Origin of the sequence: Parapusillimonas granuli (assembly GCF_013416525.1) — a bacterium.
Classification (GTDB): domain Bacteria; phylum Pseudomonadota; class Gammaproteobacteria; order Burkholderiales; family Burkholderiaceae_B; genus Parapusillimonas; species Parapusillimonas granuli.
Genome location: NZ_JACCEM010000007.1, coordinates 246,311 through 272,390, shown reverse-complemented (window position 1 = coordinate 272,390; position 26,080 = coordinate 246,311). Strand labels below are relative to the sequence as shown.

Below are 26,080 nucleotides of genomic sequence, written 5' to 3'. Positions count from 1 at the left end.
CCGGAACATGCCGGGCCAAACGACTTATTGGGGAGCGATCATGGCTGAAACACCGAACGATACTTTCGAAACCGGAGACACTGGGCGCAGGGGCGGCGGTGACGCCCAACGCGAACGCGGCCGGCGCGGAAGGGGTGACGCGGCGGTCTGGCTGAACGAGCTGGACGAGATTCTGGACGATGAAAGCCAGACGGACATCGCCGCGCTGAAGCAGCGGCTGCGGGAACAGCTCAACGTGGCCCGGGGCGCGCTTGGCGACGCGGTCGACACCGCGACGGGCGCGGCCAGCGGATATATGCGCCGCGCGATCGATTGCGCGGACGTCTACGTGGAAACGCGCCCATGGCATGCCATCACCTGCGCCGCGGGCGTGGGCTTCTTGCTGGGGATGCTCTGCCACCGCAGATAGATACGGCATGAATATTGCTGTGACGGGCGGCGGCCGAATCCGGCCGGGCAAACCGCAAGAATTGGAGTCCCCCTCATGGCTACCCGTCCCCCGAAGAACCCGCGGCAGGGCCCTCTGCCCACCGCCTTCATCAATACCGACAGCGGGCCCGCATCCGGGCCCGCCGGCGATTCGACGCCCGAACGATACGCCAAGGGCAGAAACGCCACCGCCGCCGCGCGCCCCTACAACCGCGACAAGGAGACCGAGTACGGCCTGGAGCATGCTCGCCGGCCCGTGGCCGGTGAAAACGCGCCGCCTCCGTCTTTCCTGGCGACGGCCGGCACGCCGTCCGAAGACAATGCCTCGGCAAAAACCAACGGGCCGGCGGCGGAGGGCGTGAACGCCGCAAGCGGCGAGCTGGCCCGCGTGCGGGCCGACAGCAGCGGGCGGATGCTGACGACCAACCAGGGCGTGCAGCTATCCAACAACCAGGACTCGCTGAAAGCGGGCTTGCGCGGCCCCGCGCTGCTGAAGGACTTCATTCTTCGTGAAAAGCTGACGCACTTCGACCATGAGCGCATCCCCGAACGAGTCGTGCATGCCCGGGGCTCGGGCGCCCACGGCTATTTCGAGTGCTACCAGGCGCTGACCGAGCTGACCGCGGCCGCGCCCTTCCAGGAAGCCGGCAAGATCACGCCCGTCTTCGTACGGTTCTCCACCGTGGCCGGCGAACGGGGTTCCAAGGACACGGCCCGCGACGTGCGCGGCTTTGCGGTCAAGTTCTATACCGATGAAGGCATTTGGGACCTGGTCGGCAACAACATGCCCGTCTTCTTCATCCAGGACGCGATGAAGTTCCCCGACCTCGTGCACGCGGTCAAGCCCGAGCCCCACCATGCCATGCCTCAAGCCGCGTCCGCGCACGACACCTTCTGGGATTTCGTGTCGCTGATGCCGGAATCCACGCACATGCTGATGTGGCAGATGTCCGACCGCGCGATCCCGCGCAGCTTCCGCATGATGCAGGGCTTTGGCGTGCATACCTTCCGCTTTGTCAATCATGCCGGCGCGTCGGTGCTGGTCAAGTTCCACTGGACGCCGCTGCTGGGCACGCATTCGCTGGTCTGGGACGAGGCGGTGAAGATATCGGGCGCGGATCCGGATTTCAACCGGCGCGATCTTTGGGAGGCGATCAATTCGGGCAATTATCCGGAATGGGAGCTGGGCGTGCAGATCTTCACGGAGGAGCAGGCCGACGCCTTCAGCTTCGACGTGCTCGATTCCACCAAGCTCGTGCCTGAGGAACTGGTGCCCATCACGCCCATCGGCCGCATGGTCCTGGACCGCAATCCGGACAACTTCTTCGCCGAGACGGAACAGGTGGCCTTCTGTGCGGCCCACGTGGTGCCGGGCATAGACTTCACCAACGATCCCCTGCTGGCCGGGCGCATCCATTCCTACATCGACACCCAGATCACGCGGCTGGGCGGGCCGAACTTCCACGAACTGCCCATCAACGCCCCGCTCGCTCCCGTGCACAACAACCAGCGCGACGGCATGCACCGCCAGGCCATCCACCGGGGCGGGGTCTCGTATGAGCCCAACTCGCTGGCCGGCGGCTGTCCGTTCCAGGCGGGCACGCAGGGCTTCGTCTCCTTCCCGGAGCCGCAGCGGGGCGACGAGCTGCGGGGCAAGCCTGAAAAATTCGGCGAGCACTACAACCAGGCGGCGCTTTTCTTCGACAGCCAGACGGGCCCGGAGCGGCGCCACATCATTGCGGCATTCACCTTCGAGCTGAGCAAGGTGACCGTGCCCGCCGTGCGGGAACGCGTCGTTTCCATGCTGCGCAATGCGTCCGAAGAACTGGCGCGCAGCGTGGCGGACGGCCTGGGCATGGCGCTGCCCGACCCCATGCCTTTGGCGCTGGATCGGCCTCCGGCGCCTGAAGTGCGCAAGTCCCCCGCCCTGTCGTTGACGGCCCGGCCCGGAGACGGCCGCATCGTGACGCGCAAGATCGCCGTGCTGGTGGCGGACGACGTCGCCGGCGCCACGACCATGGCCGTGGCCGAGGCGCTGGTCGCCGCAGGCGCCGTGGTGCGCCTGGTGGGCGGCCGCATCGGTCCGTGCACGGCCGAGGACGGCCTGGTGCTCGACGCCGACGCGACGCTGGAGAACAGCCCCGCGCCGCTGTTCGACGCCATGGTCATCCCCGACGGCGCCGTGGGCATGGAAGCCCTGGCGGCGGACGGCCGCGCGCTGGAGTTCGTGCGCGACCAGTTCCGGCATTGCAAGCCCATGCTCGCGCTGGGAGCGGGCTCGCTGCTGCTGGACGCCGCCGGCATCCCGCACAATGCGCGCAACGTGGAGGGCCTGATCGTGTCCGATGTGGCCGATGTCTCCGCGTCCGACGGCTTCATCCAGGCGCTGGGCAAGCATCGTCATTTCGGCAGGGAAACCGATCCGCCCGCCGTCTGAGCGGCGTCCTCGGATGCGCCGAAGCCAGGCGCGTTACACTCTCGCTTATTTTCAGCGGCATCCGAGGCGAGAGATGAACAAGGAAGAGCGCCAGTCTTTGGTGGAAAAGATCAGGCAGGGAAGCGCGTACCGGACCGCTCCTGAAGATCTGGAGTGGCTCAACAGCGATGAAACGCGCGCCCTGCGCCTTCAGCTGGAGTATCTCAAGGTGGAACATGCTTTGCTCAAGCACAAGATCACGCGCACGGTGGTGGTCTATGGCAGCGCGCGCATCATGTCGCCTGAAACCGCCCAGGCGTATCTGGCGCAGGCGCGCGAGCTGGCGGAGGCCAACCCGCGCGACCGCGAAATGGTCGCCATGCTGGCGGACGCCGAACGCCAGGTCCGCTATTCGCACTACTACAATGAAGCCAGGCGCTTCACCCACCTGATGTCCGAGCTGTTCCAGAACAATGCCTGCTTCGAATGCGCCGTGGTCACGGGCGGCGGGCCCGGCATCATGGAAGCGGCCAATCGCGGCGCCTACGAGGTCGGGGCCCGGACCATAGGCCTGAACATCACGCTGCCGCACGAACAAGAGCCCAATCCCTACATCACGCCGGAGCTGGCGTTCCATTTCCGCTATTTCGCGCTGCGCAAGATGCATTTCCTGTTGCGCGCCCGCGCACTGGTCGCTTTCCCCGGCGGCTACGGCACGCTGGATGAACTGTTCGAGGTGCTGACGCTGGTCCAGACCCGCAAGATGGATCCCATACCCATCCTGCTGTTCGGCAAAGAGTTCTGGGACCGCGCCATCGATCTGGATTTCCTGGCGGAACAAGGCATGATCAGCCACGATGACGCCGCTTTGGTGACGCACGTGGAGCAGGCCGAAGACGCGGTGGAAATCCTGGCAAACCATTTCAACGTGCAGGCCTCGCCGCTGGGCGGATGCCTGCCTGTATGACGGACGTAGGCATGCCGGTAAGCGCCCGAGACGAATTGCAAGACTGGGTTTCAGTCCGTGCCGCCGGCGCAAAACCTTGCTGCAGAAATGGGTTAAAAACTGGTATGGTTGATGCGTATCAAGACCGCGATTGCGGTAATGCGTTTTAATTGCAAAATCCGGCAACACGATCATACGCCTGGTTTTGCCTTCGCTTTTTCCTTTTCCCCTATGGAGATTTCTATGCTAGCCAAAGTCACTTTCGCCGCCCTGCTTTCCGCCATGAGCCTGCCCGCATTGGCCGCGCAATGTGATGTCACTGTCGAAAGCAATGACGCCATGCAGTTCAACACGAAAGAAATCGTCGTCGACAAGTCGTGCAAGGAATTCACCATCAACCTGAAGCACGTCGGCAAGCTGCCCAAGGCGGCAATGGGCCACAACGTCGTGATCACCAAGGAAGCGGACAAACAGGGCGTGGCCACCGACGGCATGGCGGCCGGCCTGGACAAAGACTACGTCAAGGCGGGCGATAGCCGCGTCATCGCCCATACCAAGGTCATCGGCGGCGGTGAATCCACCTCGGTCAAGTTCGACGCCAGCAAGCTTTCCGCCGGCGAAAAATACGTCTTCTTCTGCTCCTTCCCCGGCCACTGGTCCATCATGACCGGCACCCTGAAGGTAGGCGCTTAATCCGCCTCCCGGCAGGCGCCGGCCTCGCCTGGCGGCGGGTCACCGCCGCCTTCCTCCCCGGGCCCGTCCGCGCCATGACGCGGGCGGGCCCGGGGAGGTTTCGCCGGCGCCTTGCCCGGTCGCCGCGCCGCCCTTCCCTGTTCCTTCCACATCCATCCTATAATCGCGCCTGACTCGCCTGCCGCTTCAGGCAAGGCTGCGCGCATCCCGCCGCAGCGGTTTCCCTTCCGCATCGCCATCCCCTTCAGACATGATCATCGCAGCGCTGATTTTCGCCTTGACCCTGGTGCTCGTCATCTGGCGGCCATACGGGCTGGGCATAGGCTGGAGCGCCTGCCTGGGCGCGGCGCTGTGCCTCGTGTCCGGCGTGGTGGCGCCAAGCGACATTCCGGTGGTCTGGCAGATCGTCTGGAACGCCACCGCGGCGTTCATCGCCATCATCGTCATCAGCCTGCTGCTGGACGAGGCCGGCTTCTTCGAATGGGCGGCGCTGCACGTGGCGCGCTGGGGCCGCGGCCGCGGGCGCCCGCTCTTCGCGCTGATCGTGCTGCTGGGCGCCGCGGTTTCGGCGCTGTTCGCCAATGACGGCGCGGCGCTCATCCTGACGCCCATCGTCATGGCGATGCTGTCGGCGCTGGGCTTCAGCCCGGCCGCCACGCTGGCCTTCGTCATGGCCGCCGGCTTCGTTTCGGACACGGCCAGCCTGCCGCTGGTGGTCTCCAACCTGGTCAACATCGTTTCGGCGGATTTTTTCGGCATCAGCTTCGCCCGTTATGCGTCGGTGATGGCGCCGGTCAACCTGGTGTCCATCGGCGCCACGCTTGCGGTGCTGCTGCTTTATTTCCGCCGCGACATTCCCGCCGCCTACGACGACCGCCTGCCCGAACCCGGCACCGCGATCCGGGACCTCGCCACGTTCCGCGCCGGCTGGCTGGTCCTGGCGGGGCTGCTGGCGGGCTTCTTCGGGCTCAGCCACACCGGCGTACCGGTCAGCGCGATCGCGGCCGCCGGCGCGGCGGCGCTGCTGCTGGTGGCCGGGCGCGGGCATCGCATCAGCACGCGCAAGGTCATGCGCGAGGCGCCCTGGCACATCGTCGTTTTTTCGCTGGGCATGTACCTGGTGGTCTACGGGCTGCGCAACGCCGGCCTCACGGCGTGGGTCACGGCGCTGCTGGACTATTTCGCGCAGCATGGCTTGTGGGCGGCCGCCGTGGGCACGGGCGTGCTCACGGCGCTGCTCTCTTCGGTCATGAACAACCTGCCCACGGTGCTGATCGGGGCGCTGTCCATCGACGCGGGGCAGGCGGGCGGCGCGGTGAAGGAGGCGATGGTTTACGCGAACGTGATAGGCAGCGACCTCGGCCCCAAGATCACGCCCATCGGCAGCCTGGCGACTTTGCTCTGGCTGCATGTGCTGGCGCGCAAGGGGGTGGTCATTTCGTGGGGATATTACTTCCGGGTGGGCATCGTGCTGACGCTGCCGGTGCTGCTGCTGACGCTGGCGGCCCTGGCCTTGCGCTTGAGCTGATCAGCCGCCCTGCTGCTCCGGCACGTTCTGGCTCCGTGCCCCCAAATCCGCCAAGATCGGGCATTCCGGCCGGCTATCCCCATGGCAGCAGTCCACCAGATGCGCCAGTTGATCGCGTATGGATTGCAGTTTCGCGATGTCGCGGTCCAGCTCGTCAATATGCTGCTGCGCCAGGCGCTTCACGTCCGCGCTCTGCCGCGTCGTGTCTTCCCACAAGCCGATCAGCGTGCGGATCCGGTCCAGCGAAAACCCCAGCTCCCGCGACCGCTTGATGAAGCGCAGCGCCTCCACGTCATTCGCCCCATACTTCCGATAGCCCGCGTCGCTGCGCCGCGCCGGCTGAATCAGGCCTATGCTTTCATAGTAGCGGATCATCTTGCGGGAAACGGCCGACGCCTCCGATGCTTCTCCTATGTTCATGAAATCACTCCCGGCGAATCCAAAAGCAACCGCGCTTCCGGTTTGACATTACCACAGTTGGAAGGTTTAAGATTTACCAATCTGACAAAAGGAGTATCCCATGATTGAATTCGAAGTGCAGGACATGACCTGCAAGCATTGCGAAGCCACCATCACCAAGGCCATCAAAGACGTCGCGGCCGACGCGGTGGTCGACATCGACCTGGCCACCCATACCGTCAGGGTGGGCGGCGTCGCCAACGCCGACCGCATCGAAGCCGCCATCCGCGACGCCGGCTACAGCCCGGTGGAACGCCCCTGAGCAAACAGCGACTCCATTTCCCGCCTGATCTTGTAGGCGGGCGTCGCGGTGTCCATGGCGACGTCGTCCCAGCACAGGCTCTGGCCCGCCTTCACGGGCCGCAACATCTTGACGTTGTGCGCCAGCCCCAGGGGGACGCCGCCCATCGCGGCCGACTTGCCCGCCGGCAGCAGCTTGCCCCACACCGTATAGCCGCCCTCGCCGTCCAGCATCTCGCCGGGCTTCAGGTCGCGCTTGGCGGTGGCCACGACGTCGGCGTGCCAGGCCGTGGCGACGCCGGTCGGTTCGCCGCGCAGCGCCACCGACGCCACCGACATGCCCACCTCCAGCCCGATCAGGTGCCAGCGCTTGTACAGCGTGAAATACCGGCCGCTGGGGTCGGTGTGGGCGTTGTATTCCTCGAAGCAGTTCTTGATGTAGTCGGTTTCCGCCTCGACCGTCACCCACACGCCCATGCGGATGTCATAGGGGATGCGCCGGCCGTCCGGTTCGAGCGAGGACACGACTTCGACCATGCCCTTGCGCTCCAGCACGCCGCCTTCGCTCACGGGGCGGGTCACATAGGGAATGTCTTCGATGCTCGCGGGCGGGTATGAAAGCCCGTTGGAAGGCACGCCCAGGCCGGTGGCGTTGGCCACGGCCGAGCTTTCTATGGAAGGCTTGGAGCCGTCCAGGAAGCTGTTGAACATCTTGGGATTCAGGCCGCCGCGGGCCGCCTGTTCGGGCGTCAGGCCGTAATAGCCCCAAACCGTTTCCGGCGTGGACTGCGCATAGTGCGGCAGCCATTTGTGGCCGCGTCCGGCCGCCACCACCGGGAAGCCGCAAGTGCGCGCCCAGTCGACCAGGTCGCAAATGAGCGCCGGCTGGTCGCCGAAGGCCAGCGAATAGACCACGCCCGCCTCTTGGGCCTTGCGGCCCAGCAGCGGGCCGCAGAACGCATCGGCCTCGACGGTCACGTTCACGACGTGCTTGCCGTGGTCGAATGCGGCCAGGCAATGCTCGACCGCGGCGATGGGGTTGCCGGTGCATTCGACGATGATGTCGATGTCGTCCATGGCGACCAGCGCGCGCCAGTCGTCCCCGATCCAGGTCGTGCCCCGGCGCAGGGCGTCCGGCAGGGACGCGGCGTCCAGGCGGGCCTCGTCCCATCCGACCCGGGCGAGGTTCGCCCGGGCGGCGCTCGGCGACAAGTCGGCGATGCCGACCAGATGCACGCCGGGCGTGCGCGGAATCTGCGCCAGGTACATGGCGCCGAACTTGCCCGCGCCGATCAGGCCGACGCGTATCGGATCGTTGTCCGCCGCGCGTTTCTGTAGTTTTGCATAAAGGCTCATGGAAGCGTCCCCATCATGTCGCGTAAGCGAAAAAACACACACCCGCCCGGATTTCCGCGGCGGCTCAAGCCAGCAAGACCACCCCGATGACGATGATGACGCAGCCCGCCACGCGCGGAAGGGAGACCTTCTCTTTCAGGATGAAGAATCCCGCGACCGTGGCGATCATCAGCGAGGTTTCGCGCAGCGGCGCCACGAGGCTCACGTGGGCGCCCATCTGCAGCGCGTAAAGCACCAGTATGTATGCCATGGGCGACAAAGCGCCCACGGCGACGGCATAGCGCCATTTGCCGCGCATCTGGCGCAGCAGTTCGCTGCGCCGGACCCAGGCCCGGGGCGCCAGCAGCGCCGCCCCGCCGGTGGCGGAGAACCAGTCCAGGACCACGGGCGCCACCAGCAGCACTTTGACCGTGTAGGCGTCGGTGACCGTGTAGGCGGCGATGAACAGGCCGATGAAAAGCCCCCACTTCACGCCGGCCCAGGCATGGGGCGTCGTGAAGCGGCGCAGCGACCCGCCCGAGGCGATCAGCAATATGCCGACGACGATGCAGCCGATGCCGGCCAGGCCCATGGCGGTCGCCGGCTCGCCCAGCAGCACGAAGGCGGCCAGGCTGGACAGCAAGGGGCCCGTGCCCCGGGCGATGGGGTACACCACCGACAGGTCGGCCGCCTGGTAGCCCCATTGCAGGCACAGGCTGTAGCCCAGGTGCAGCACGCTGGACAGGAAAATGAACAGCACGGCCGGCCAGGTCCAGGTCATGCCGTCCACCAGCAATATGTAGATGACCCAGGGCGCGTACAGCAGCGCCGACAAGCTGCGATAGCAGAACACGAAATGCCCGGCGGCGCCGGTCGCCTTCTTGGAGATGATGTTCCAGGTGGCGTGCAGCGCGGCGGCGCAAATCACCAACAAAAACGTTTCTAGGGTCATCGGTCTTTGCGCGGAGGCTCGGGCGGTGGACGGTGGGTTTGGAGCCGGGCGGCGCTAGATTATTTCTTCGATCACCGTTGCGGGGCGGCAAAGGCGGGTGCCTTTCGCCGTGACCACGAAAGGACGATTCAGCAGCACGGGATGCTCGGCCATGGCGTCGAGCAGGCGCTCGTCGCCGACGGAGGGATCGTCCAGGCCCAGTTCGCGGTAGATGTCTTCTTTTTCGCGGATCGCCTGCCCGGGCGTGAGGCCGGCGTCCGCGATGAGCCGGGCCAGCTCGGCGCGCGACAAGGGGGTTTTCAGGTATTCGATGATTTCGACTTGGAGGCCGCGGTCCTGCAGGGTTTGCAAGACGCTGCGCGAGGTGCCGCAGCGGGGATTGTGATAGATCCTGTTCATTGCCGTATCGTTGTCATGTTCTTGTCACGAAAGCGACATATTAACGCATGGCATCGCGCCTGGGGCCGCGCTGGCGCGGCGCCCGGCCTCGTATGTGCGACCGGGCGCGTGGTAAAGTACATCGACGCCCTTCCCTCCGTTGAACCCTTGAAAGGCTCCGCATGATAGACCTGTATTACTGGACTACCCCGAACGGGCACAAGATCACGATGTTCCTCGAGGAAACCGGCCTCGCCTACAAGATATTCCCCATCAATATCGGCAAAGGCGACCAGTTCCAGCCCGATTTCCTGAAAATCTCACCCAACAACCGCATCCCGGCCATCGTCGACCACGAACCGGCCGACGGCGGGCCCGCGCTGTCCGTGTTCGAGTCCGGCGCCATCCTGCTCTACCTGGCGGAAAAGACCGGGCGCTTCCTGCCTCAAGACCTGCGCGGGCGCCACGACGTCCTGCAGTGGCTGTTCTGGCAGATGGCGGGCCTGGGCCCGATGGCGGGGCAGAACCACCATTTCAACGTGTATGCCCCCGAAAAAATCCCCTATGCCATCGACCGCTATGTGCGCGAAACCGGCAGGCTCTACGGGGTGCTGAACAAGCAGCTGTCCGACCGGGAATTCATCGCCAAGGAATATTCCATCGCCGACATGGCATGCTATCCGTGGGTGGTCTCGCACGAACGCCAAAGCCAGGACCTGAACGATTTTCCGCATCTCAAGCGCTGGTTCGAAGCCATTGCCGCCCGCCCGGCCACGCGGCGGGCCTATGACCTGGTCAAGGAAATCAATCCCGCTCCCGCCCCGCACGACGAGGCGGCGCGGAAGCTGTTGTTCGGACAGGACGCCGGCACGGTCAAATGAAAACCATACTCTTTCCGGCACGCGCCGCCCGCGGCGCCGCGGCCATCGCTTTTTCCGCCCTGCTGGCCGCTTGCGCCAGCGGGCCCAAGGACAATATCTCGCTGATTCCGGCCCAGACGGCCGAGCAAACGAGCAAGGACGGCCTCTTTACCCAGCCCGTCAAATGGGAACGCAGCAAGCCGGGCTGCAAGGGCGAATGCCCCAAGCTCGAGCTCGATTCCCTGGTTTTTCCCGGCGTCCCCCGGCTGACCGAACTCATCGACCACGCGCTGGCCACCATGACCGAGGTCGCGGGCAATACGGCGCCGCCGTACTCGACCATCGCCGGGTACGAGGAATACTTCTGGAAAACCGCCGCGCCCCGGGACTCCACGCTGCTTTCGGCCCGCACGCGCTATCGTAATCGGCACATCACGCTCGTCGAGCTGAACAGCTGGCTGTACAAGACGGGCGCCGCGCACGGGATGTCGGCCACGCAATTCCTGAATTGGGACAACGACAGGCAAAGGGTGCTGGGCCTGAACGATGTGCTGGCGGGCGGGGGCAGGCCGGCTTTCGAGTCGGCGCTGCGGCGCGTGCATGAGCAATGGCTGCGGGCGCATCCGGATGCGCAGCTCGATCCGGAGGGGTTCCGGCGGGTGTGGCCTTTTCAGCCGAGCGAGAATTTCGGGCTGACGGATGGCGGGGTGGCGGTCAAGTACGATTCGTATCAGATTGCGCCCTATTCTTCGGGACAGCCGGAATTGCTGATTCCGTATGAGCAGTTGCGAGGGGTGCTGCGGCCGGAGTATTTGCCGGGGTAGGCGTTGCGGGTGTGGGTTCTTGCGGTGAGTCTGCTGGGTGTGTTGTTCATCAGGATATAGCCGCGCCCTTGCATCCCTGGAGCCAAGCCAAAACCGGCGCCTGCGCATAATCGCCCGCTGCCCCGATACGCCAATCAGCCCTGCGCCCATTGTGATTGAACCGATGATGGCAGCGGCATGCCGGGTAGACTGGTTCTAGCTGGGTAGACTGGTTCTGGTGGGCTTGCCCGCCATGGGGGCCGGCCCTCCCTGATCAATCGTCCTCTTTTTCGAATCTGTCCAGGTCGAAATACTTCGACGTGGACGAGTCGGTCCGGGCTGCGGGCTGGCGGCTCTGGGGGGATGGCGCGTCCAGGTCGACGGCGGGTGTAGGGGCCTGGCTTGCTGCGCCGGTGCCGGCGCGCAGGTCCCGGCGGTCCGCGAGTATGCGCTTGGTGAGGGCGTCGATCTTGTCGGCCAGCGCGTCGTGGCCTCGGAGGCGCGCCCAGAAGGCGGCGTCCTGTTTTTTCAGGTTGACCATGGTGGGATCCGCGCCGGCGTCGAGCAGCGCCTGGACGACCGGCTGTTTGCCGGACAGTGCCGCCATCATCAGCGCCGTGGTGCCGTCGGGACCCGGCGCGTTCACGATGGCCTGGTTGGCCAGCAGCATTTGCACGGTCTCCAGATGGCCTTTGGAGGCGGCGTACTGCAAGGGCGTCCAGCCCAGGCGGTTGACTTGCGCGCCGCGTTTGATCAGGGTCTGGGCGCGGGCGGTTTCGCCCACCACGGCGAGATACATCAGGGGTGTTTCATCGTTGGCGTTGGTGATGTTCAGGTTGGTCTTGGGGTTGCGGGCGAGGATTTCATAAACGTCCCAGGCGCCGCTGCGTATGGCCTGCATGATCGCCGGCTGGCCCTGCGGGCTCACTGCATTGGGGTCGGCTCCGCGAGCCAGCATGGTCTGCACCGAGCTTGCGCGGTCGTTGGCGATGTCGTTCCACCAGCCTGCGGGCGTCGCCGCGTGGCTCGCGGCACAAAGGACGAGGCCGGCCAGGCCCAGTGCGATGCGTTTCATGTGCTCATTCCTTCGCTTTGCTGAAAAGCGTGAAAAAGTTTCGTGTGCTGTGTTCCGCGACCTGGCTGAGGGGCAGGCCCTTGAGTTCGGCGATTCTTTCCGCCACGTGCAGGACCAGGGACGGGTCGTTGGTCTTGCCGCGATGGGGCGTGGGCGCGAGGTAGGGGGAATCCGTTTCGATCAGGAGCCGGTCCAGGGGCAGTTTGCGCGCGACTTCGTGGAGCTCTTCCGCCTTCTTGAAGGTGACGATGCCTGAAAGCGAGATCAGGAAGTTCATTTCCATGGCGGCCTGCGCGACCTGCCAGGATTCCGTGAAGCAGTGCATGACGCCGCCGCACTGGTCCGCCCCTTCTTCCTTCATGATGCGCAGGGTGTCGGCGCTGGCGGCCCGGGTATGGATGATCAGCGGCAGCCCGGCGGCACGAGCCGCCCGGATGTGGGTGCGGAAGCGTTCGCGCTGCCATTCCAGCGGTTCGGACATGCGGAAATAGTCCAGCCCGGTTTCCCCGATGGCCACCACTTTGGGAGAACGTGTGTTGGCCACCAGTTCTTCCACGCTGGGGTTGTAGGCGTCTTCGTAATCCGGATGCACGCCCACCGACGCGAACAGGTTCGGATGCGGCGCGACGAGTTCCATCAGGCGGGGCCAGTCGGGCATGTTGACGCTGACCACCAGCGCATGCGTGACCTGGTTCCGCGCCATGCGGTCGAGTATTTCGGGAAGGCGGTTCGCCAGGTCCGGGAAGTCCAGATGGCAATGCGAATCAACAAACATGATGTCAGGCGTTCTATCGTTCTGTGCGGGCCGGCGCGAAGGCCGCGCCCGCGGGTCCAAAGCGTGAGTGTAGCGATTTTAGGGCGGCCGCGTTCAGCCCGTGGGCAGGCAAGCCAGCGCGCTGCGCTGCAATGTGCTGTGCGTGAAGAGCTTGGCGCTGAGCGGATGATGGGCCACCGCCCGCTGTTGCGCCAGCCATTTGCCCGTTTCCGAAAGCCGGATCGCGGAAGCCCGGGCGGCGACGCGCTGCGTATGCCGGGCCAGGGCGGGGAAGTAGCGCACCGGGCTGCCGGCCGAGGCGAGCGAGAGGTCGATGAACATGCGCTGCAAGGCGTCGATCCAGACTTCCGGGGCGATTTTCTCGAGCTCGTCGGCCAGCGCCCCGATGTCCCGGCCAGGGCCGTCGGCCAGGCCGGCAATGAAGCTTGCCAGCCACTCCGGGCAGGGACCGGCGCCGGACTGCGCGAGCCGGCGCGCCAGCAACGGGGCCCCGCCCGCCGCGGCGAGCCATTGATCGGGGTCCGCTATGCCTTCCGATTCCAGCCATGCACGGCTTTGCCGCGCGTCGGGCACGGGCAGCGGCAAGCGGCGGCAGCGGGACACCAGCGTGGGCAGGAGCAGGTCCGGCGCGTCCGCGACCAGCAGGAACACCGTGTGCTCCGGCGGTTCCTCGAGCACTTTCAGCAAGGCGTTGGCGGTGATCACGTTCATGGCCCTGGCCGGGTACACCACCGCCACGCGCCATCCGCCGCGATGCGTAGCGGTGTTGAACCAATTGCCCAGCGCGCGCAGCTGTTCGACCCGGATGTCGCGGGAAGGCGCTTTCTTGGATTCCTCGGTTTCCTGCTCGCCGGCGGCGGCGCCCTCTTCGGCCGCAACGGCGTCGGGCCGTATGCGGCGCAGGTCGGGATGGCTGCCGCTGGACAGCCACAGGCAGGCGGCGCACTGCATGCACGCCAGCCCCTGCCGGGGCGCTTCGCACAGCAGGCTGGCGGCGGCGGCAAGCGCGAATTGCCGCTTGCCGATGCCGGCAAGGCCGTGGATCAGCCAGGCGTGCGCGAAGCGGTCGCGCCGCCCGAGCCAAGCCTGGGCGATGTCATGGTGCCAGGGCAGAAAAGGCAGCAGGTCGCTCATGGGCGAACAAGCCGTCTTGCGGCGGGTCGGTGGGAAATAAGCATCTTCCGATTATATTCGCGCTCTGTAAAATGGCGGGCATCGCATGGACACGCCTGGTATGACGAGCGCCTATTCCCCCTCTTCCAAGAAACGCATCATCGGTCTGGCCGCGCTGGCCAGATCGGGCAAGGACACCGTCGCGGGCATGCTGCTCGAACATGGCGGGGTTGCCGCCTATGCGCTCGCGGACCCGCTGAAGGCGGGCTGCCAAGTGCTGTTCGGGCTGTCGGACGAACAGGCTTGGGGCGATGAATGCAAGGAAATCGCCATAGAGCGCTGGCGGCGGTCCCCGCGCCGGCTGTTCCAGCGCGTCGGCACCGAATGGATGCGCGGCCACGACCCGGACCATTGGCTGATGCGCGCGGAGCGCGAGCTGCTCTGCCCGGCGCATGGCCACGATGCCGGCGGCGCGCGCCTGGGCGACCCCGATGCGGTGTTCAGGCTGGGCGCCCAGGCCATATTCGGCTTGTCGGCCGCACAGACCTGGGAGCGGGAAGCCGGCGATGTCGAAGACCTCTTTTGGCGCATGACGCCCAATGCCATGTTCGGCCTGCTGCGGCGTTACGCGCTGAGCGATTATCCGGACTTCATGGAGCGCCGGCGCGCGCTTCCGGTGACGCCGCCCACCCGCCGCGCCCGCATCGAGCCGCATACCGATGTCCTCGTCCTGAAGGACATCCGTTTCGAGAACGAGGCCGGCTATATCCGCCGGCGCGGCGGCCAGGTCTGGCACATCCGACGCAGTACGCGGCGCATCGACGATCATTCTTCGGAGCATGGCATCGCCATCGCGCCCGGCGACGTCGTGATCGACAACAACGGCACGCTGGATCAGCTCGCCCGCCAAGTGGAACAGGCCTGGCGCAAGGCCCGGGCCGGCTGAGCTTCTTTTGTGGCGGGGCGGCGGGCGGTGCATGGCACCTCCCGGACGGCTTGCCCGCCGTCGCTGAGGCGCCTTGACCCTTACGGCCGCTTCAATATGTATTTGGCGACGGCCCGGTTGTGCGCGGCGAGGTTGGTCGAGAACTCGCTGGTGCCGTCGCCGCGGGCGACGAAGTAAAAGAATTTGTGCTCTTCCGGATGCAGGCTGGCAAGCAGCGCCGCCCGCCCCGGGCTTGCAATGGGCGTGGGCGGTAGGCCCGGACGGGTGTAGGTGTTCCAGGGCGTGTCGGTGGTCAGGTCCGTTTTGCGGATGCGGCCCTGGTAGGCGTCGCCCATGCCGTAGATGACGGTGGGGTCGGTTTGCAAAGGCATGCCGACGCGCAGCCGATTGATGAAGACGCCCGCCACGCGCCGGCGGTCTTCGCTGTGCCCCGTTTCTTTCTCCACGATGGACGCCAGGATGAGCGCTTCGTAGGGGGACTTGAGCGGCAGCTGCGGGTCGCGCTCCTCCCACATTCTGCCCAGCATGCCGGCTTGCGCCTCATAGGCGCGGCGCAGGATGTCGAAATCGCTGGAGCCCGGCACGAACACATAGGTGTCCGGGTGGAACAGGCCTTCCGGGCTGCCGTGGCCGGAGCCCAGGCGCTTGAGCAAGTCCTCGTCGGAGATATCCCCCAAGGTCTGCTTCACCTGCGGGTGCTCGCGCAGCGTCTGGCGTATGCGCTGGTAGGTCCAGCCCTCCACCAGCGTCAAGCGGGTCTGCGTCATGTCGCCGCTGGCCATCCGTTCGAGCAGCTTGCGCGGCGTATCGCCCCGGACGGCCTCGTAGGCGCCCGCCTGCAGGAGCTTGTCGCTGCCCGTCAGGCGGGACAGCAGGACGAAGCCGTCCTCGTGTATGTCTATGCCGGCCTCGCGCATGCCGCGGGCGATCGCGCGCGGCCGGCTGCCCGATTCGACGATGTAGTCGATGCGATCGTGCTCCATCTCGACGGGGTGCTCGGCCCAGTACCAGGCATAGCCGGTGATGGCGGCGGCGCCCAGCACGGCGGCAAGGAGCAGGAAGAGAATGGCGGATTTGAGTTTTTTCATGAGGCCATTATCATAAACGCTACGAGAGCATCCAGTTTTTGCAAGAGCAGCAGTTCATGACTTCATTTCCCGGTTTCGTTTTTCCCCTGCCCGACCTCGCGGTCATCGAGGCGCGCGGCGATGACGCCGCATCCTTTCTTCAAGGGCAGCTGACCAACGACGTCGCCGTCCTGGACGGCGGCCGCGCCTGCCTGGCCGGCTATTGCACGGCCAAGGGCCGGCTGCTGGCCAGCATGGTGGTGTGGCGCCCGGCCTCTCCGGAGGGCGCCGCGCTCAATATGCTGGTCAAGGCGGACCTGGCCGAGAACCTGCTGAAGCGCTTGTCCATGTTCGTGCTGCGCGCCAAGGTCAAGCTGAGCCTGACGCCGCTGAAGGCGCATGGCGTCATGCCGGCGTCGGCCTTCCCGCCGGCGCAGTCCGGCCGCCTGGAAGCCCATGCGGATACGGCTCTCGCTCTCCCGCCGCCCGCCGCGCCCTGGTCCGTCCTGCACGACGCCCAAGGCAGCTGGGTCTCCGCACCCGCGGTGAACGGCGCGGCGCGCTGGTGGCTGGTCTCCGAATGCCGGCGCGGGCCGGACCTTGCCGGGGAACGCGACGGCCGCCCCGGCGCATGGCAGGCCGCCGACATCGCCGCCGGGCTGCCCTGGGTACAGGCCGCGACCCAGGATTTGTTCATCCCCCAAACCCTCAACCTGGACCTCATCCAGGGCGTCAGTTTCAGCAAGGGCTGCTATCCAGGGCAGGAGGTGGTGGCGCGCAGCCATTACCGGGGAACGGTCAAGCGCCGCATGGCATATGCGGTGGCCGAGGCGTCGTCCGGCATCGATCCGGGCGCTCTCGCCGGTGTCGACCTCTTCGACGGCAACCGGCCCGGCGCGCCTTGCGGGCGTGTCGTCAATGCGGCGCCGGGGGCCGATGGCGCGGTGCACGTGCTGATGGAAGTCCAGCTGGCCGACCTGGGGTCGGCGGACTTCCGGCTGGCTTCGGCGGAAGGGCCGGGCCTGCAGCTGCGGGATCTGCCTTATGCGTTTGGGCCGGGGTGACGGGCGGCCTACCCCTCGCCTTTGCGATACAGCTTCAGTATGCTGGAGAAATCGAGCCCGCCGTGCCCTCCCGCGCTATGCAGAGAATATAGATTCCTGGCCAATTCCCCCAGCGGAGTGCTCGCCTTGGTGGTCAAGGCGGCCTCCGCCGCCAGCCCCAGGTCCTTCAGCATCAAATCCACGCCAAAGCCGCCCGCATAGCCTTTCGACGCGGGGACGTCGTCCATGACTCCCGGCCAGGGGTTGTAGAGCTCCGTCGCCCAGTTCCGGCCCGAGCTCTTGGCGATGATGTCGGACAGCACTTTGGGGTCCAGGCCATTGGCCGCGCCGAGGGCCAAGGCCTCGGACGTGCCTGCCATCAGGATGCCCAGCAGCATGTTGTTGCAGATCTTGGCCACCTGCCCCGCGCCCGCCGCGCCCGCATGGAAGATGTTCTTGCCCATTTTTTCCAGATAAGGCCGGGCCGCCTCCAGATGCTCGGCCTCGCCGCCGACGATGAATGTCAGCGTGCCCGCCACCGCGCCGGCCGTGCCGCCCGAAACCGGCGCGTCCACCATGCGTATGCCGCGCTCCGACGCCGCATGGGCGACCTTGCGTGCGGAATCCGGCGCAATGGTGCTGCACTCCAGCACCAGGGTGTTCTCGGCGATGTGGTCCAGCAGCGCGGGTTCGCCCAGGTACAGGCTTTCGACGTGCCGGCTGGCCGGCAGCATGGTGACCACGACGTCGGCGCCGCGCACGCTTTCGGTGGCGGATGCGCCGGCGCGCGCGCCGGCTTCGGCCAGAGCCTGGACGGCGGCGGGCACCAGGTCGAACACCACCAGTTCATGCCCGGCCTTGAGCAGGTTGCGCGCCATGGGCGCGCCCATGTTGCCCAGCCCGATGAATGCGATACGGCTCATACCCATCTCCTTGATTGATTGATGAATGCCGGCCGGCGTTCAGCCGGCCGATCGCCCCAGGTCGGCCAGGGGATGCGCGTGCCCCGCCGGCCACGGCGGCTGGAAATAACGCTGGACCCAGGCGTCCGTGGCGTGTTCCACGCTGGACGGATTCCATTTGGGCTGCTTGTCCTTGTCGACCAGCAAGGCGCGTATGCCTTCCTGGAAATCGCCCTGGACGCCGCACTGCAGCGCCGCGATGTATTCCTGGCGGAATACGTCGGCCAGCGACATCAGGCGCGCCCGGCGCAGCAGCGTGAAGCTCAGGCGGGCCGACCCCGGCGAACCCGCCAGGAAGGTGGCCGCCGCGCGCTTCAGCCACGGGTCCTCGCTGCCCGCCCAGGCCGAGACGTTCCGGCAGACGGCCAGGAAATCGGCGCCGTCGCAGGCATGGCGCACGGCCTGCAGATTCCGCCGCAAGGGGCCGGGCTGCCATTCGTGGCCGTTTTCGGATTCGAGCAGGATGCCGCGCAGCTGCTGGGCGGCCGCCGCCGGGGACTCGGGCCAGGTCGCGGCCTGGATGCGCGCCAGCAACGCGCCCCAGCCGTCGCTGCGCATGGCGTAGTCGGCCAACCCGAATGCCAGGCAGTCGTCGGCGCCCAGCTGCGCGCCGGTGAGCGCCAGGAAGTTCCCGACCCCGCCGGGCAGGCGCGAGAGCATCCAGGTTCCGCCGACGTCGGGGAACAGCCCGATCGAGATCTCGGGCATGGCGAAACGCGTGGTTTCGGTTGCCACCCGATGGCTCGCGCCCATCATCAGGCCCACCCCGCCGCCCATGACGATGCCGCTGCCCCAGCACAATATGGGTTTGGCGTAAGTGTGTATGCGGTAGTCCAGCCGATATTCCACCTCGAAGAATTCCCGGGCGAGCGCATTGGCCCAGGGATCGCCCTGCGCGTTGTCCTGCATGGCCTTGTACAGGCCGTGCAGATCGCCGCCGGCGCTGAAGGCCTTGTCGCCGGCGCCGCGCAGCATGACGAAGGCGATCGCGGGATCGGATTCCCACTGATCCAGCCGGCTCGCCAGGCTCTTGCACATGGCGAGCGACAGCCCGTTGAGCGTCTGGGGGCTGTTGAGCGTGGCCAGGCCCGCTTTGCGGCCTCCGGCGGTGGCGATTTCTTCGAACAGCACGGGGGAAGTCATCGGATGTCCACTCCTTTTTCCAGTATCTGGCGCGCGATGATGACGCGCATGATTTCATTGGTGCCTTCCAGAATCTGATGCACGCGCGTGTCGCGCACCAGTCTTTCCAGCGGGTAGTCCTTCAGGTAGCCGTAGCCGCCGTGCATCTGCTGCGCATCCAGGCATGCCTGGAAGCACAAGTCGGTGGCCAGGCGCTTGGCCATGGCGCAATAGCTGGGCGCCTGCGGGTCGCCCTCGTCCAGCTTCGCGGCCGCCAGCCGGACCATCTGCCGCGCCGCGACGATGTGCGTGACCATGTCGGCCAGCTTGAACTGCAAGGCCTGGAATTCCGCCAGGGCGCGCCCGAACTGGCGCCTTTCGCCCATGTACCACCGTGCGGCATCATAGGCCCCCTGGGCGGCGCCCACCGAGCAGGTGGCGATGTTGATGCGCCCGCCGTCCAGCCCCTTCATGGCAAAGCGGAAGCCTTCGCCCTCTTCGCCCAGGCGGTATTCCTCGGGCACCCGGACATTCTCGAAGACGATGGGACGGGTGGGCTGGCTGTTCCAGCCCATTTTGTTTTCCTTGCGGCCGTAGCTGATGCCGGGCGTGTCCGCCGGGACGGCGAACGCCGAGATGCCCCCCGGCCCGGCCGCCCCGCTGCGGGCCATGACCACCAGGATGTCGGTGTCGCCCGCGCCCGAAATGAAGGCCTTGGAGCCGTTCAGCACGTAGGCGCCGCCGGATTTCTCGGCGCGCGTCGCCAGCGACGCGGCGTCCGACCCCGATCCGGGCTCGGTCAGGCAGTACGAGGCGAGTTTTTCGCCGCTGGCCAGCAAGAGGCCCCAGTCGTCGCGCAGGCGCGGACCGCCCCAGCTGCCGATCATCCATGTCGCCATGTTGTGGATGGTCAGGAAGGCCGTCGTGGAAGGGTCCACCGCCGCCATTTCCTCGAAGACCAGGGTGGCGTCGAGCCTGGGAAGGCCCAGGCCGCCGATGCATTCGGGCGCATAGATGGAACAAAACCCCAGCTTGCCCGCCTTGGCGAAGGTTTCACGCGGGAATATCCCTTCCGCGTCCCAGCGGGCCGCGTGGGGTTCGAGTTCACCGAGCGCGAAATCGCGCGCCGCCTGGGCGAAAGCCTGTTGTTCGTCGCTGAGACGGAAATCCATGTCGCGGTCTCCTTGTCGTTGGCATGACTGTTTCACCTGCACATTAGCGCAATATCATAGGCTTATTTGTCAATGACGCGACAATTTCGCCTGCCGCGGGGCGGTGGGCGCCAAGGACGCTCATTCCGGATCGGGCGGCAGCAGTCCCGCGGCGATCCGCGCCTTGCGCCGCCGCGGGCGATTCTTGGACTTGGTCATGAACGCCTTGCGGTGCAGCGCGCGGCGGCGGCGCGATTCCATCGGATCGAACACCAGGGGCCGGTAGATCTCGACGCGATCCAGGTCCGCCAGCTCGCGCCCGCTGTCGCAAAGCTGGCCATACACGCCGACCTTGAGCTCATGCATGGGGTATTCGGGAAACGAATCCGCGAACCCCGATGCCGCAACGGCCTCCCCCACCGTGCTGCCCGGTGGCAGCAGCAGCGGCCGGCGCCAGACGGACGCGGGCTGGGCGTACACGAGCTCCACCCGGATCATGCCCATCGCCGTCGCGCCGCTCATTCCGTGCCGCCCGGCGTCATTCGCCGTAGACCGCTTGCGCGCGCTGCGTGAAGGAGTCTATGAAGCTGGTGGCGATGCGATTGAAGATGGGGCCCACGACCGCTTCGAGCGCGCGGCTGGAAAACGCGTATTCCATGGTGTAGACGACTTTGCACGCATCGGCGGCCAGCTCCTGGAATTCCCAGGTGCCCGTCAGCATGGAGAATGGGCCGTCGACGAGATGGAAGGTGATCAGCCGCGGGTATTGGTGGTCGTTGCGGGTGGTGAAGGTCTGCTTGATGCCGGCGATGCTGATGGTGATGGAGGCTTCCATGCCTTGTTCGTCTTGCCGGTGGACGACGGCGCCGCCGCACCAGGGCATGAACTGCGGATAGCTGGCGACGTCGGCGACCAGGTCGAACATTTGCGCATTGCTGTGAGGAACAAGAACGGAACGCTGTACTTTATGCATCGAAGGGAGTTAATGGATAGAATGTATTGATTTTACAGTTTAAAACTTTATTGTTGATTCATGAGCATCGTCGATAACCGCAAAGCAACGCACGACTACTTCATCGAGGAACGGTTCGAGGCCGGTCTCGTGCTGGAGGGCTGGGAGGTAAAAGCCATCAGGGCCGGGCACGTCCAGTTGAAGGAAAGCTATGTCATCGTGCGTGATGGCGAGCTCTGGATCCTGGGCATGCACATCAGTCCGCTGCCCACCGCTTCCACGCACATTCATCCCAATGCCACGCGCACGCGCAAGCTGTTGCTGAAGGCGGACGAGATCAAGAAGCTGATCGGCAAGGTGGAGCAGCGCGGCTATACGCTGGTTCCTTTGAATCTGCACTACAAGAATGGGCGGGTCAAGCTGGATTTTGGGCTGGGCAGGGGCAAGAAGCTGCACGACAAGCGCGATTCGGCCCGCGAAAAGGATTGGGCGCGCGAGAAAGAGCGCATCATGAAGCACGATACGCGGAACAAGCGGCGGGATGATTAAGGATTCGGGGCCCGCACCCCGCCGGACGCCGGGGCCGGTGATGCCTGCTTTTTAGCGTCAACAGGCCCGAGCACCCCTTCCAGCCGCAACAGCGCGTACTTGCGATCCAGCCCGCCCGTGTATCCATTGAGCGTCCCCGCGCTCGACAGCACACGATGGCAAGGCACGATGATGGACACCGGGTTCCGGCCCACCGCCGAGCCCACCGCCCGCACATGCCGGGCGCTCATGCCCGCCGCCACCGCCACATCGCTGTAGGACACGTGGCTTCCATACGGAATGGCCAGCAGCGCCCGCCAGACCGCCTGCTGAAAAGCGCTGCCCTCCAGCTTCAGCGGAATACCGAAGACACGTCTTTGGCCCGAGAAATACTCGCCCAGCTCCGCCATCGCGGCGCGGAACAGCGCGATCGCCTCGGCGGGCGTATCGTCCTGCATCAGCAGCAATTCCGCACCCGGCGGAATCGCGGGCCTGGGAACCGCCGCATCGCCCTCGGGCGGCACGGAGCCTTCCGGCGCCTCGTCGTCCAGGCGCAATCCCCCCTGCCGCGTTCCCACCCGGATGCTCTTGATCGGCCGCCCCGCCATGAGGCCGGCGGTGGGGTCGCGGCTTTCCGGCCGCGCCGGCGGCAGGCCCGGCAGGCTGGGGCAATCTTTCTGGCCGGTGAAAAACAGGCCGGTGAGATGCTTGCCGTCGGACCGGAGCAGCATGGTTCCCAGGGATGTCTCGAACTGCGCGTGATATGCCATGGATGCCTCTTCTTGCGGGCCCGCGGCAGGCCGCCTTGCCCGCCGCGGGCTGGCGGCGAAAGGGCGCGGCCCGCGCGCGCCCCTCCCTGCCCGCTTACTTGGCCAGGCGCTGCCAGGTGTCGACCACCGTATCCGGGTTGAGCGACATCGACAGAATGCCTTCGTCGCGCAGCCATTGCGCCAGGTCGGCATGGTCGCTGGGGCCCTGGCCGCAGATGCCCACATACTTGCCGGCGGCCAGGCAGGCCCGGATGGCGCGGCTCAGCATGAACTTCACGGCTTCGTCCCGCTCGTCGAAATCGGCGGCCAGCAGCTCCATGCCCGAATCGCGGTCCAGGCCCAGCGTCAGCTGCGTCATGTCGTTGGAGCCGATGGAGAAGCCGTCGAAATACTGCAGGAACTGTTCGGCCAGGATCGCGTTGGACGGCACTTCGCACATCATGATCAGGCGCAGGCCGTTGCGGCCGCGCTCCAGGCCATGGCTGGCCAGCAGGTCCACCACCTTGGCGGCCTGCGGCAGGGTGCGCACGAAGGGAACCATGATCTCGACATTGGTGAGCCCCATTTCATCGCGCACTTTCTTGAGCGCCTCGCATTCCATGCGGAAGCACTCGGCGAAGTCCTCGGACACATAGCGCGATGCGCCGCGGAAGCCCAGCATGGGGTTCTCTTCCTCGGGCTCGTAGCGCGAGCCGCCGACCAGCTTGCGATACTCGTTGGACTTGAAGTCGGACAGGCGCACGATGACCGGCTTGGGATAGAAGGCGGCGGCGATCGTGCTCACGCCTTCGGCCAGTTTTTCGACGAAGAAGGCGCGCGGGCTGGCATAGCCCCGGGCGGCCGACTCCACCGCCTGCTTCAGTTCGCTGTCGACGTTGGGGTAGTCGAGCACCGCCTTGGGGTGGACGTTGATGTTGTTGTTGATGATGAATTCCAGCCTGGCCAGGCCGACGCCGTCGTTGGGTATCTGCGAGAAGTCGAAAGCCAGCTGCGGGTTGCCCACGTTCATCATGATCTTCAGGCCGATGTCGGGCATCTCGCCCCACTGCACTTCTTCGATCTCGGTCTCGATCAGGCCGTCGTAGATGCGGCCTTCGTCGCCCTCGGCGCAGGACACCGTGACTTCGCTGCCGTTGGTCAGGACGTCGGTCGCGGTAGCGCAGCCCACCACGGCCGGGATGCCCAGTTCACGCGCGATGATCGCCGCGTGGCAGGTGCGGCCGCCGCGGTTGGTGACGATGGCCGACGCCAGCTTCATGACCGGTTCCCAGTTGGGGTCGGTCATGTCGGTGACCAGGATGTCGCCCGCCTTGACCTGGTCCATTTCGGAGATGTCGCCCACGATGCGGACCTTGCCGGAACCGATCTTCTGGCCGATCGCCCGGCCGGTGACGAGGACTTCGCCGGTGGCCTTCAGGCGATAGCGTTCCTGCACGTCGGCATGATGCTGCTGGGATTTGACGGTTTCGGGGCGGGCCTGAAGGATGTAGATCTTGCCGTCCATGCCGTCCCGGCCCCATTCGATGTCCATGGGGCGCTTGTAGTGGTTCTCGATGATGACGGCGTAGCGGGCGAGTTCGATGACTTCTTCATCGGTGAGCGAATAGCGGTTGCGCTCGGACACGGGCACGTCGACGGTGCGCACGGCGTGGCCGGACTTGCGCTCGGGGTCGAATTCCATCTTGATCAGCTTGGAGCCGATGCGACGGCTGATGATGGGATAGTGGCCCGAGGCCAGCGTGGGCTTGAAGACGTAGAATTCGTCGGGGTTGACGGCGCCCTGCACCACGGTTTCGCCCAGCCCGTAGGACGAGGTGATGAAGACGACATCGTTGAAGCCGGATTCGGTGTCGAGCGTGAACATCACGCCGGCGCTGCCGCGGTCGGACCTGACCATGCGCTGGATGCCGGCCGACAGGGCGACGTCGCCGTGGGCATAGCCCTTGTGCACGCGGTAGGAAATGGCGCGGTCGTTGTACAGCGAAGCGAAGACGTGGCGGATCTTTTCCAGGACTTCTTCGATGCCGACCACGTTCAGGAAGGTTTCCTGCTGGCCCGCGAACGACGCGTCGGGCAAGTCCTCCGCCGTGGCGGACGAGCGCACGGCGAACGAGCCCTTACCGTCGGCGTCGAGCTCGGCGAAAGCGCTGCGTATGGCTTGCTCGAGTTCAGGCGGGAAGGGAGTGTCGATGATCCATTGGCGGATCTCGGCGCCGGCGCTGGCCAGCTCGCGCACGTCTTCGGAATTGAGCGTGCTGAGGCGGTCGGCGATGCGCTGGTCCAGCGAGGTGGATTTCAGGAACTCGCGAAATGCGTCAGCCGTGGTCGCGAAACCGCCGGGAACCCGGACGCCGGCCCCGGCCAACTGACTGATCATTTCACCTAGCGATGCGTTTTTACCTCCTACCGAGTCGACATCCGTCATGCGGAGCTGCTCGAAAGATACTACATAAGACATAAAGTCACCTTTGACTAATATAAAGAAAGCTTGTTTGCTTAATGCGCGCCCCTGATGCGGTACAGGGGCTTGACCCCTTGCGGCGGCGTACTAAGCAAACCAGCCTTGCCTTGCTGGTACGGTGACTGTTAACCTTCGATGATTGTACCTTTTCTGGCCCACCCTGCACTCCAAGTTTATTCCATGTCAGCACCTTTGATTGAACGCACTGTTTTCGTCGTTTCAGATAGCACGGGCATTACGGCTGAAACTTTCAGCAATTCGGTATTGTCCCAATTCGAGCAGGTCAAATTCGAGGCCATCCGCATTCCCTTCCTGGACACCCTGGAAAAAGCCGCCGCCGCCGCCGTGCGCATCAACCGCTGCGCGGACGAGCAAGGCGCGCCGCCCCTGGTGTTCAGCACGCTGGTGAACCAGGACATCGCGCACGAGATCCGCAGCGCCAACTGCACGTTTCTGGATCTCTTCGGCACTTTCGTCCAGCACATCGAAACCGCGCTGGGCATGAAGTCCAGCCATTCCGTGGGCCGCTCGCACATGGGCGGGCTCACCAAGCAATACCACGACCGCATCGAAGCCATCAACTTCAGCCTGGCCCACGACGACGGCCAGTTCATCCATGGCCTGGAGGAAGCCGACGTCATCCTGGTCGGCGTGTCGCGCTGCGGCAAGACGCCGACCAGCCTTTACCTGGCGATGCAGTACGCGGTGAAGGCGGCCAATTTCCCGCTGATCCCCGAAGACTTCGATCGCGGCTCGCTGCCGGCCACGCTTCTGCCCTTCCGCAAAAAGCTGTTCGGCCTTTCCATCCTGCCGTCGCGCCTGGCCGAAGTGCGCAATGAACGCCGGCCCAACAGCCAGTACGCGTCCATCAAGCAATGCCGGCATGAGGTGGCCGAAGCCGAGCGCCTGATGCGCATGGAAAACATTCCCTGGCTGTCTACCACCACCAAGTCGATCGAGGAAATCTCGTCCAAGGTGCTGGCCGAGATCGGCCTGAATCGGCGGATGTATTAGAGCGCTTTCAACTCTCACCGCCTGCATGCGCGCAGGCGGTGAGAGCTGGAGCCATGCTGCGG

The 26,080-nt window shown here is 65.7% G+C and carries 27 protein-coding genes; 12 read left to right on the top strand and 15 right to left on the bottom strand.

What is annotated here, in order from left to right:
* Positions 1-40: 40 nt before the first annotated feature.
* The 5 genes from H0A72_RS14800 to H0A72_RS14780 all read left to right on the top strand — a co-directional run bounded on the left by H0A72_RS14800 (position 41) and on the right by H0A72_RS14780 (position 6,012).
* Complete coding sequence (locus H0A72_RS14800) at positions 41-409, top strand: ElaB/YgaM/YqjD family protein (RefSeq protein WP_180156656.1); 369 nt, start codon at positions 41-43, stop codon at positions 407-409.
* 75 nt (positions 410-484) lie between these two features.
* On the top strand, positions 485-2,866 hold the full coding sequence (locus tag H0A72_RS14795; protein WP_180156654.1) for a catalase: 2,382 nt from the start codon (positions 485-487) through the stop codon (positions 2,864-2,866).
* 73 nt (positions 2,867-2,939) lie between these two features.
* Positions 2,940-3,812, top strand: coding sequence for an LOG family protein (locus H0A72_RS14790; protein ID WP_180156652.1), 873 nt, complete (start codon positions 2,940-2,942; stop codon positions 3,810-3,812).
* 222 nt (positions 3,813-4,034) lie between these two features.
* Positions 4,035-4,484 (top strand): azurin, encoded by a 450-nt coding sequence (gene azu / locus H0A72_RS14785; protein WP_180156650.1) that lies wholly within the window; start codon positions 4,035-4,037, stop codon positions 4,482-4,484.
* A gap of 250 nt (positions 4,485-4,734) precedes the next feature.
* On the top strand, positions 4,735-6,012 hold the full coding sequence (locus H0A72_RS14780; RefSeq protein ID WP_180156648.1) for an arsenic transporter: 1,278 nt from the start codon (positions 4,735-4,737) through the stop codon (positions 6,010-6,012).
* Here H0A72_RS14780 and cueR read toward each other — a convergent pair whose 3' ends face one another.
* Positions 6,013-6,432: a Cu(I)-responsive transcriptional regulator gene (gene cueR, locus H0A72_RS14775; RefSeq protein ID WP_180156646.1), complete on the bottom strand. Its 420-nt coding sequence runs from the start codon at positions 6,430-6,432 to the stop codon at positions 6,013-6,015.
* Between the two features lie 100 nt (positions 6,433-6,532).
* Between cueR and H0A72_RS14770 the strand changes: the two genes are divergently transcribed.
* Positions 6,533-6,733: a heavy-metal-associated domain-containing protein gene (locus H0A72_RS14770; protein ID WP_180156644.1), complete on the top strand. Its 201-nt coding sequence runs from the start codon at positions 6,533-6,535 to the stop codon at positions 6,731-6,733.
* Here H0A72_RS14770 and H0A72_RS14765 read toward each other — a convergent pair.
* The 3 genes from H0A72_RS14765 to arsC all read right to left on the bottom strand — a co-directional run bounded on the left by H0A72_RS14765 (position 6,709) and on the right by arsC (position 9,397).
* Positions 6,709-8,067, bottom strand: coding sequence for an NAD(P)H-dependent oxidoreductase (locus tag H0A72_RS14765; RefSeq protein WP_180156642.1), 1,359 nt, complete (start codon positions 8,065-8,067; stop codon positions 6,709-6,711). The genes H0A72_RS14770 and H0A72_RS14765 overlap by 25 nt on opposite strands.
* Positions 8,068-8,131: 64 nt before the next feature.
* Entirely contained in the window at positions 8,132-8,998 is an 867-nt protein-coding gene (locus tag H0A72_RS14760; RefSeq protein ID WP_180156639.1) for a DMT family transporter, read from the bottom strand.
* A 54-nt stretch (positions 8,999-9,052) separates the two neighbouring features.
* Positions 9,053-9,397, bottom strand: a complete 345-nt coding sequence (arsC, locus tag H0A72_RS14755; RefSeq protein WP_180156637.1) for an arsenate reductase (glutaredoxin) — start codon at positions 9,395-9,397, stop codon at positions 9,053-9,055.
* A gap of 161 nt (positions 9,398-9,558) precedes the next feature.
* On the opposite strand from arsC, the gene H0A72_RS14750 reads away from it, so the two are divergent.
* Both H0A72_RS14750 and H0A72_RS14745 read left to right on the top strand, forming a co-directional pair.
* Complete coding sequence (locus H0A72_RS14750; protein WP_180156635.1) at positions 9,559-10,257, top strand: glutathione binding-like protein; 699 nt, start codon at positions 9,559-9,561, stop codon at positions 10,255-10,257.
* The gene (locus H0A72_RS14745) at positions 10,254-11,060 is read left to right on the top strand and encodes an RsiV family protein (RefSeq protein WP_180156633.1); all 807 of its coding nucleotides are present in this window, start codon (positions 10,254-10,256) and stop codon (positions 11,058-11,060) included. The genes H0A72_RS14750 and H0A72_RS14745 overlap by 4 nt, the downstream gene beginning before the upstream one ends.
* A 253-nt stretch (positions 11,061-11,313) precedes the next feature.
* Here the strand turns inward: H0A72_RS14745 and H0A72_RS14740 are convergent, their stop codons facing one another.
* From H0A72_RS14740 to holB, 3 genes are all read right to left on the bottom strand, one after another.
* Positions 11,314-12,114 carry an ankyrin repeat domain-containing protein gene (locus H0A72_RS14740; RefSeq protein ID WP_180156631.1) on the bottom strand — a complete coding sequence of 267 codons (801 nt, stop codon included), beginning with the start codon at positions 12,112-12,114 and terminating at the stop codon, positions 11,314-11,316.
* 4 nt (positions 12,115-12,118) lie between these two features.
* Complete coding sequence (locus H0A72_RS14735) at positions 12,119-12,889, bottom strand: TatD family hydrolase (RefSeq protein ID WP_180156629.1); 771 nt, start codon at positions 12,887-12,889, stop codon at positions 12,119-12,121.
* A 93-nt stretch (positions 12,890-12,982) separates the two neighbouring features.
* On the bottom strand, positions 12,983-14,023 hold the full coding sequence (holB, locus tag H0A72_RS14730; RefSeq protein WP_180156627.1) for a DNA polymerase III subunit delta': 1,041 nt from the start codon (positions 14,021-14,023) through the stop codon (positions 12,983-12,985).
* An 85-nt stretch (positions 14,024-14,108) separates the two neighbouring features.
* Here holB and H0A72_RS14725 point away from each other — a divergent pair, with 85 nt between their 5' ends.
* A complete protein-coding gene (locus H0A72_RS14725; protein ID WP_246436814.1) occupies positions 14,109-14,948 on the top strand; it encodes a deoxynucleotide monophosphate kinase family protein in 840 nt (279 codons plus the stop codon).
* Positions 14,949-15,028: 80 nt separating this feature from the next.
* On the opposite strand, the gene mltG is transcribed toward H0A72_RS14725, so the two are convergent.
* Positions 15,029-16,036, bottom strand: coding sequence for an endolytic transglycosylase MltG (mltG, locus tag H0A72_RS14720; RefSeq protein WP_180156625.1), 1,008 nt, complete (start codon positions 16,034-16,036; stop codon positions 15,029-15,031).
* Between the two features lie 56 nt (positions 16,037-16,092).
* On the opposite strand from mltG, the gene ygfZ reads away from it, so the two are divergent.
* Positions 16,093-17,079 (top strand): CAF17-like 4Fe-4S cluster assembly/insertion protein YgfZ, encoded by a 987-nt coding sequence (ygfZ, locus tag H0A72_RS14715; RefSeq protein ID WP_180156623.1) that lies wholly within the window; start codon positions 16,093-16,095, stop codon positions 17,077-17,079.
* 8 nt (positions 17,080-17,087) lie between these two features.
* Here the strand turns inward: ygfZ and mmsB are convergent, their stop codons facing one another.
* The 5 genes from mmsB to H0A72_RS14690 all read right to left on the bottom strand — a co-directional run bounded on the left by mmsB (position 17,088) and on the right by H0A72_RS14690 (position 21,266).
* The gene (gene mmsB / locus H0A72_RS14710) at positions 17,088-17,981 is read right to left on the bottom strand and encodes a 3-hydroxyisobutyrate dehydrogenase (protein WP_180156621.1); all 894 of its coding nucleotides are present in this window, start codon (positions 17,979-17,981) and stop codon (positions 17,088-17,090) included.
* Positions 17,982-18,020: 39 nt separating this feature from the next.
* Positions 18,021-19,163: an enoyl-CoA hydratase/isomerase family protein gene (locus tag H0A72_RS14705; protein ID WP_180156619.1), complete on the bottom strand. Its 1,143-nt coding sequence runs from the start codon at positions 19,161-19,163 to the stop codon at positions 18,021-18,023.
* Entirely contained in the window at positions 19,160-20,314 is a 1,155-nt protein-coding gene (locus H0A72_RS14700) for an acyl-CoA dehydrogenase family protein (protein ID WP_180156617.1), read from the bottom strand. The genes H0A72_RS14705 and H0A72_RS14700 overlap by 4 nt, the downstream gene beginning before the upstream one ends.
* A 120-nt stretch (positions 20,315-20,434) precedes the next feature.
* The gene (locus tag H0A72_RS14695) at positions 20,435-20,815 is read right to left on the bottom strand and encodes an RnfH family protein (RefSeq protein ID WP_343060119.1); all 381 of its coding nucleotides are present in this window, start codon (positions 20,813-20,815) and stop codon (positions 20,435-20,437) included.
* A 16-nt stretch (positions 20,816-20,831) separates the two neighbouring features.
* Positions 20,832-21,266 (bottom strand): type II toxin-antitoxin system RatA family toxin, encoded by a 435-nt coding sequence (locus H0A72_RS14690; RefSeq protein WP_180156615.1) that lies wholly within the window; start codon positions 21,264-21,266, stop codon positions 20,832-20,834.
* Positions 21,267-21,326: 60 nt separating this feature from the next.
* Here H0A72_RS14690 and smpB point away from each other — a divergent pair, with 60 nt between their 5' ends.
* Positions 21,327-21,794 carry an SsrA-binding protein SmpB gene (gene smpB, locus H0A72_RS14685; protein ID WP_180156613.1) on the top strand — a complete coding sequence of 156 codons (468 nt, stop codon included), beginning with the start codon at positions 21,327-21,329 and terminating at the stop codon, positions 21,792-21,794.
* Here the strand turns inward: smpB and H0A72_RS14680 are convergent.
* Both H0A72_RS14680 and ppsA read right to left on the bottom strand, forming a co-directional pair.
* Positions 21,791-22,543, bottom strand: a complete 753-nt coding sequence (locus H0A72_RS14680) for a methylated-DNA--[protein]-cysteine S-methyltransferase (RefSeq protein WP_246436813.1) — start codon at positions 22,541-22,543, stop codon at positions 21,791-21,793. The genes smpB and H0A72_RS14680 overlap by 4 nt on opposite strands.
* Before the next feature lie 94 nt (positions 22,544-22,637).
* Positions 22,638-25,001: a phosphoenolpyruvate synthase gene (gene ppsA, locus H0A72_RS14675; RefSeq protein ID WP_180156611.1), complete on the bottom strand. Its 2,364-nt coding sequence runs from the start codon at positions 24,999-25,001 to the stop codon at positions 22,638-22,640.
* A 183-nt stretch (positions 25,002-25,184) separates the two neighbouring features.
* Here ppsA and ppsR point away from each other — a divergent pair, with 183 nt between their 5' ends.
* A complete protein-coding gene (gene ppsR, locus H0A72_RS14670; RefSeq protein ID WP_180156609.1) occupies positions 25,185-26,018 on the top strand; it encodes a posphoenolpyruvate synthetase regulatory kinase/phosphorylase PpsR in 834 nt (277 codons plus the stop codon).
* Positions 26,019-26,080 lie beyond the last annotated feature (62 nt).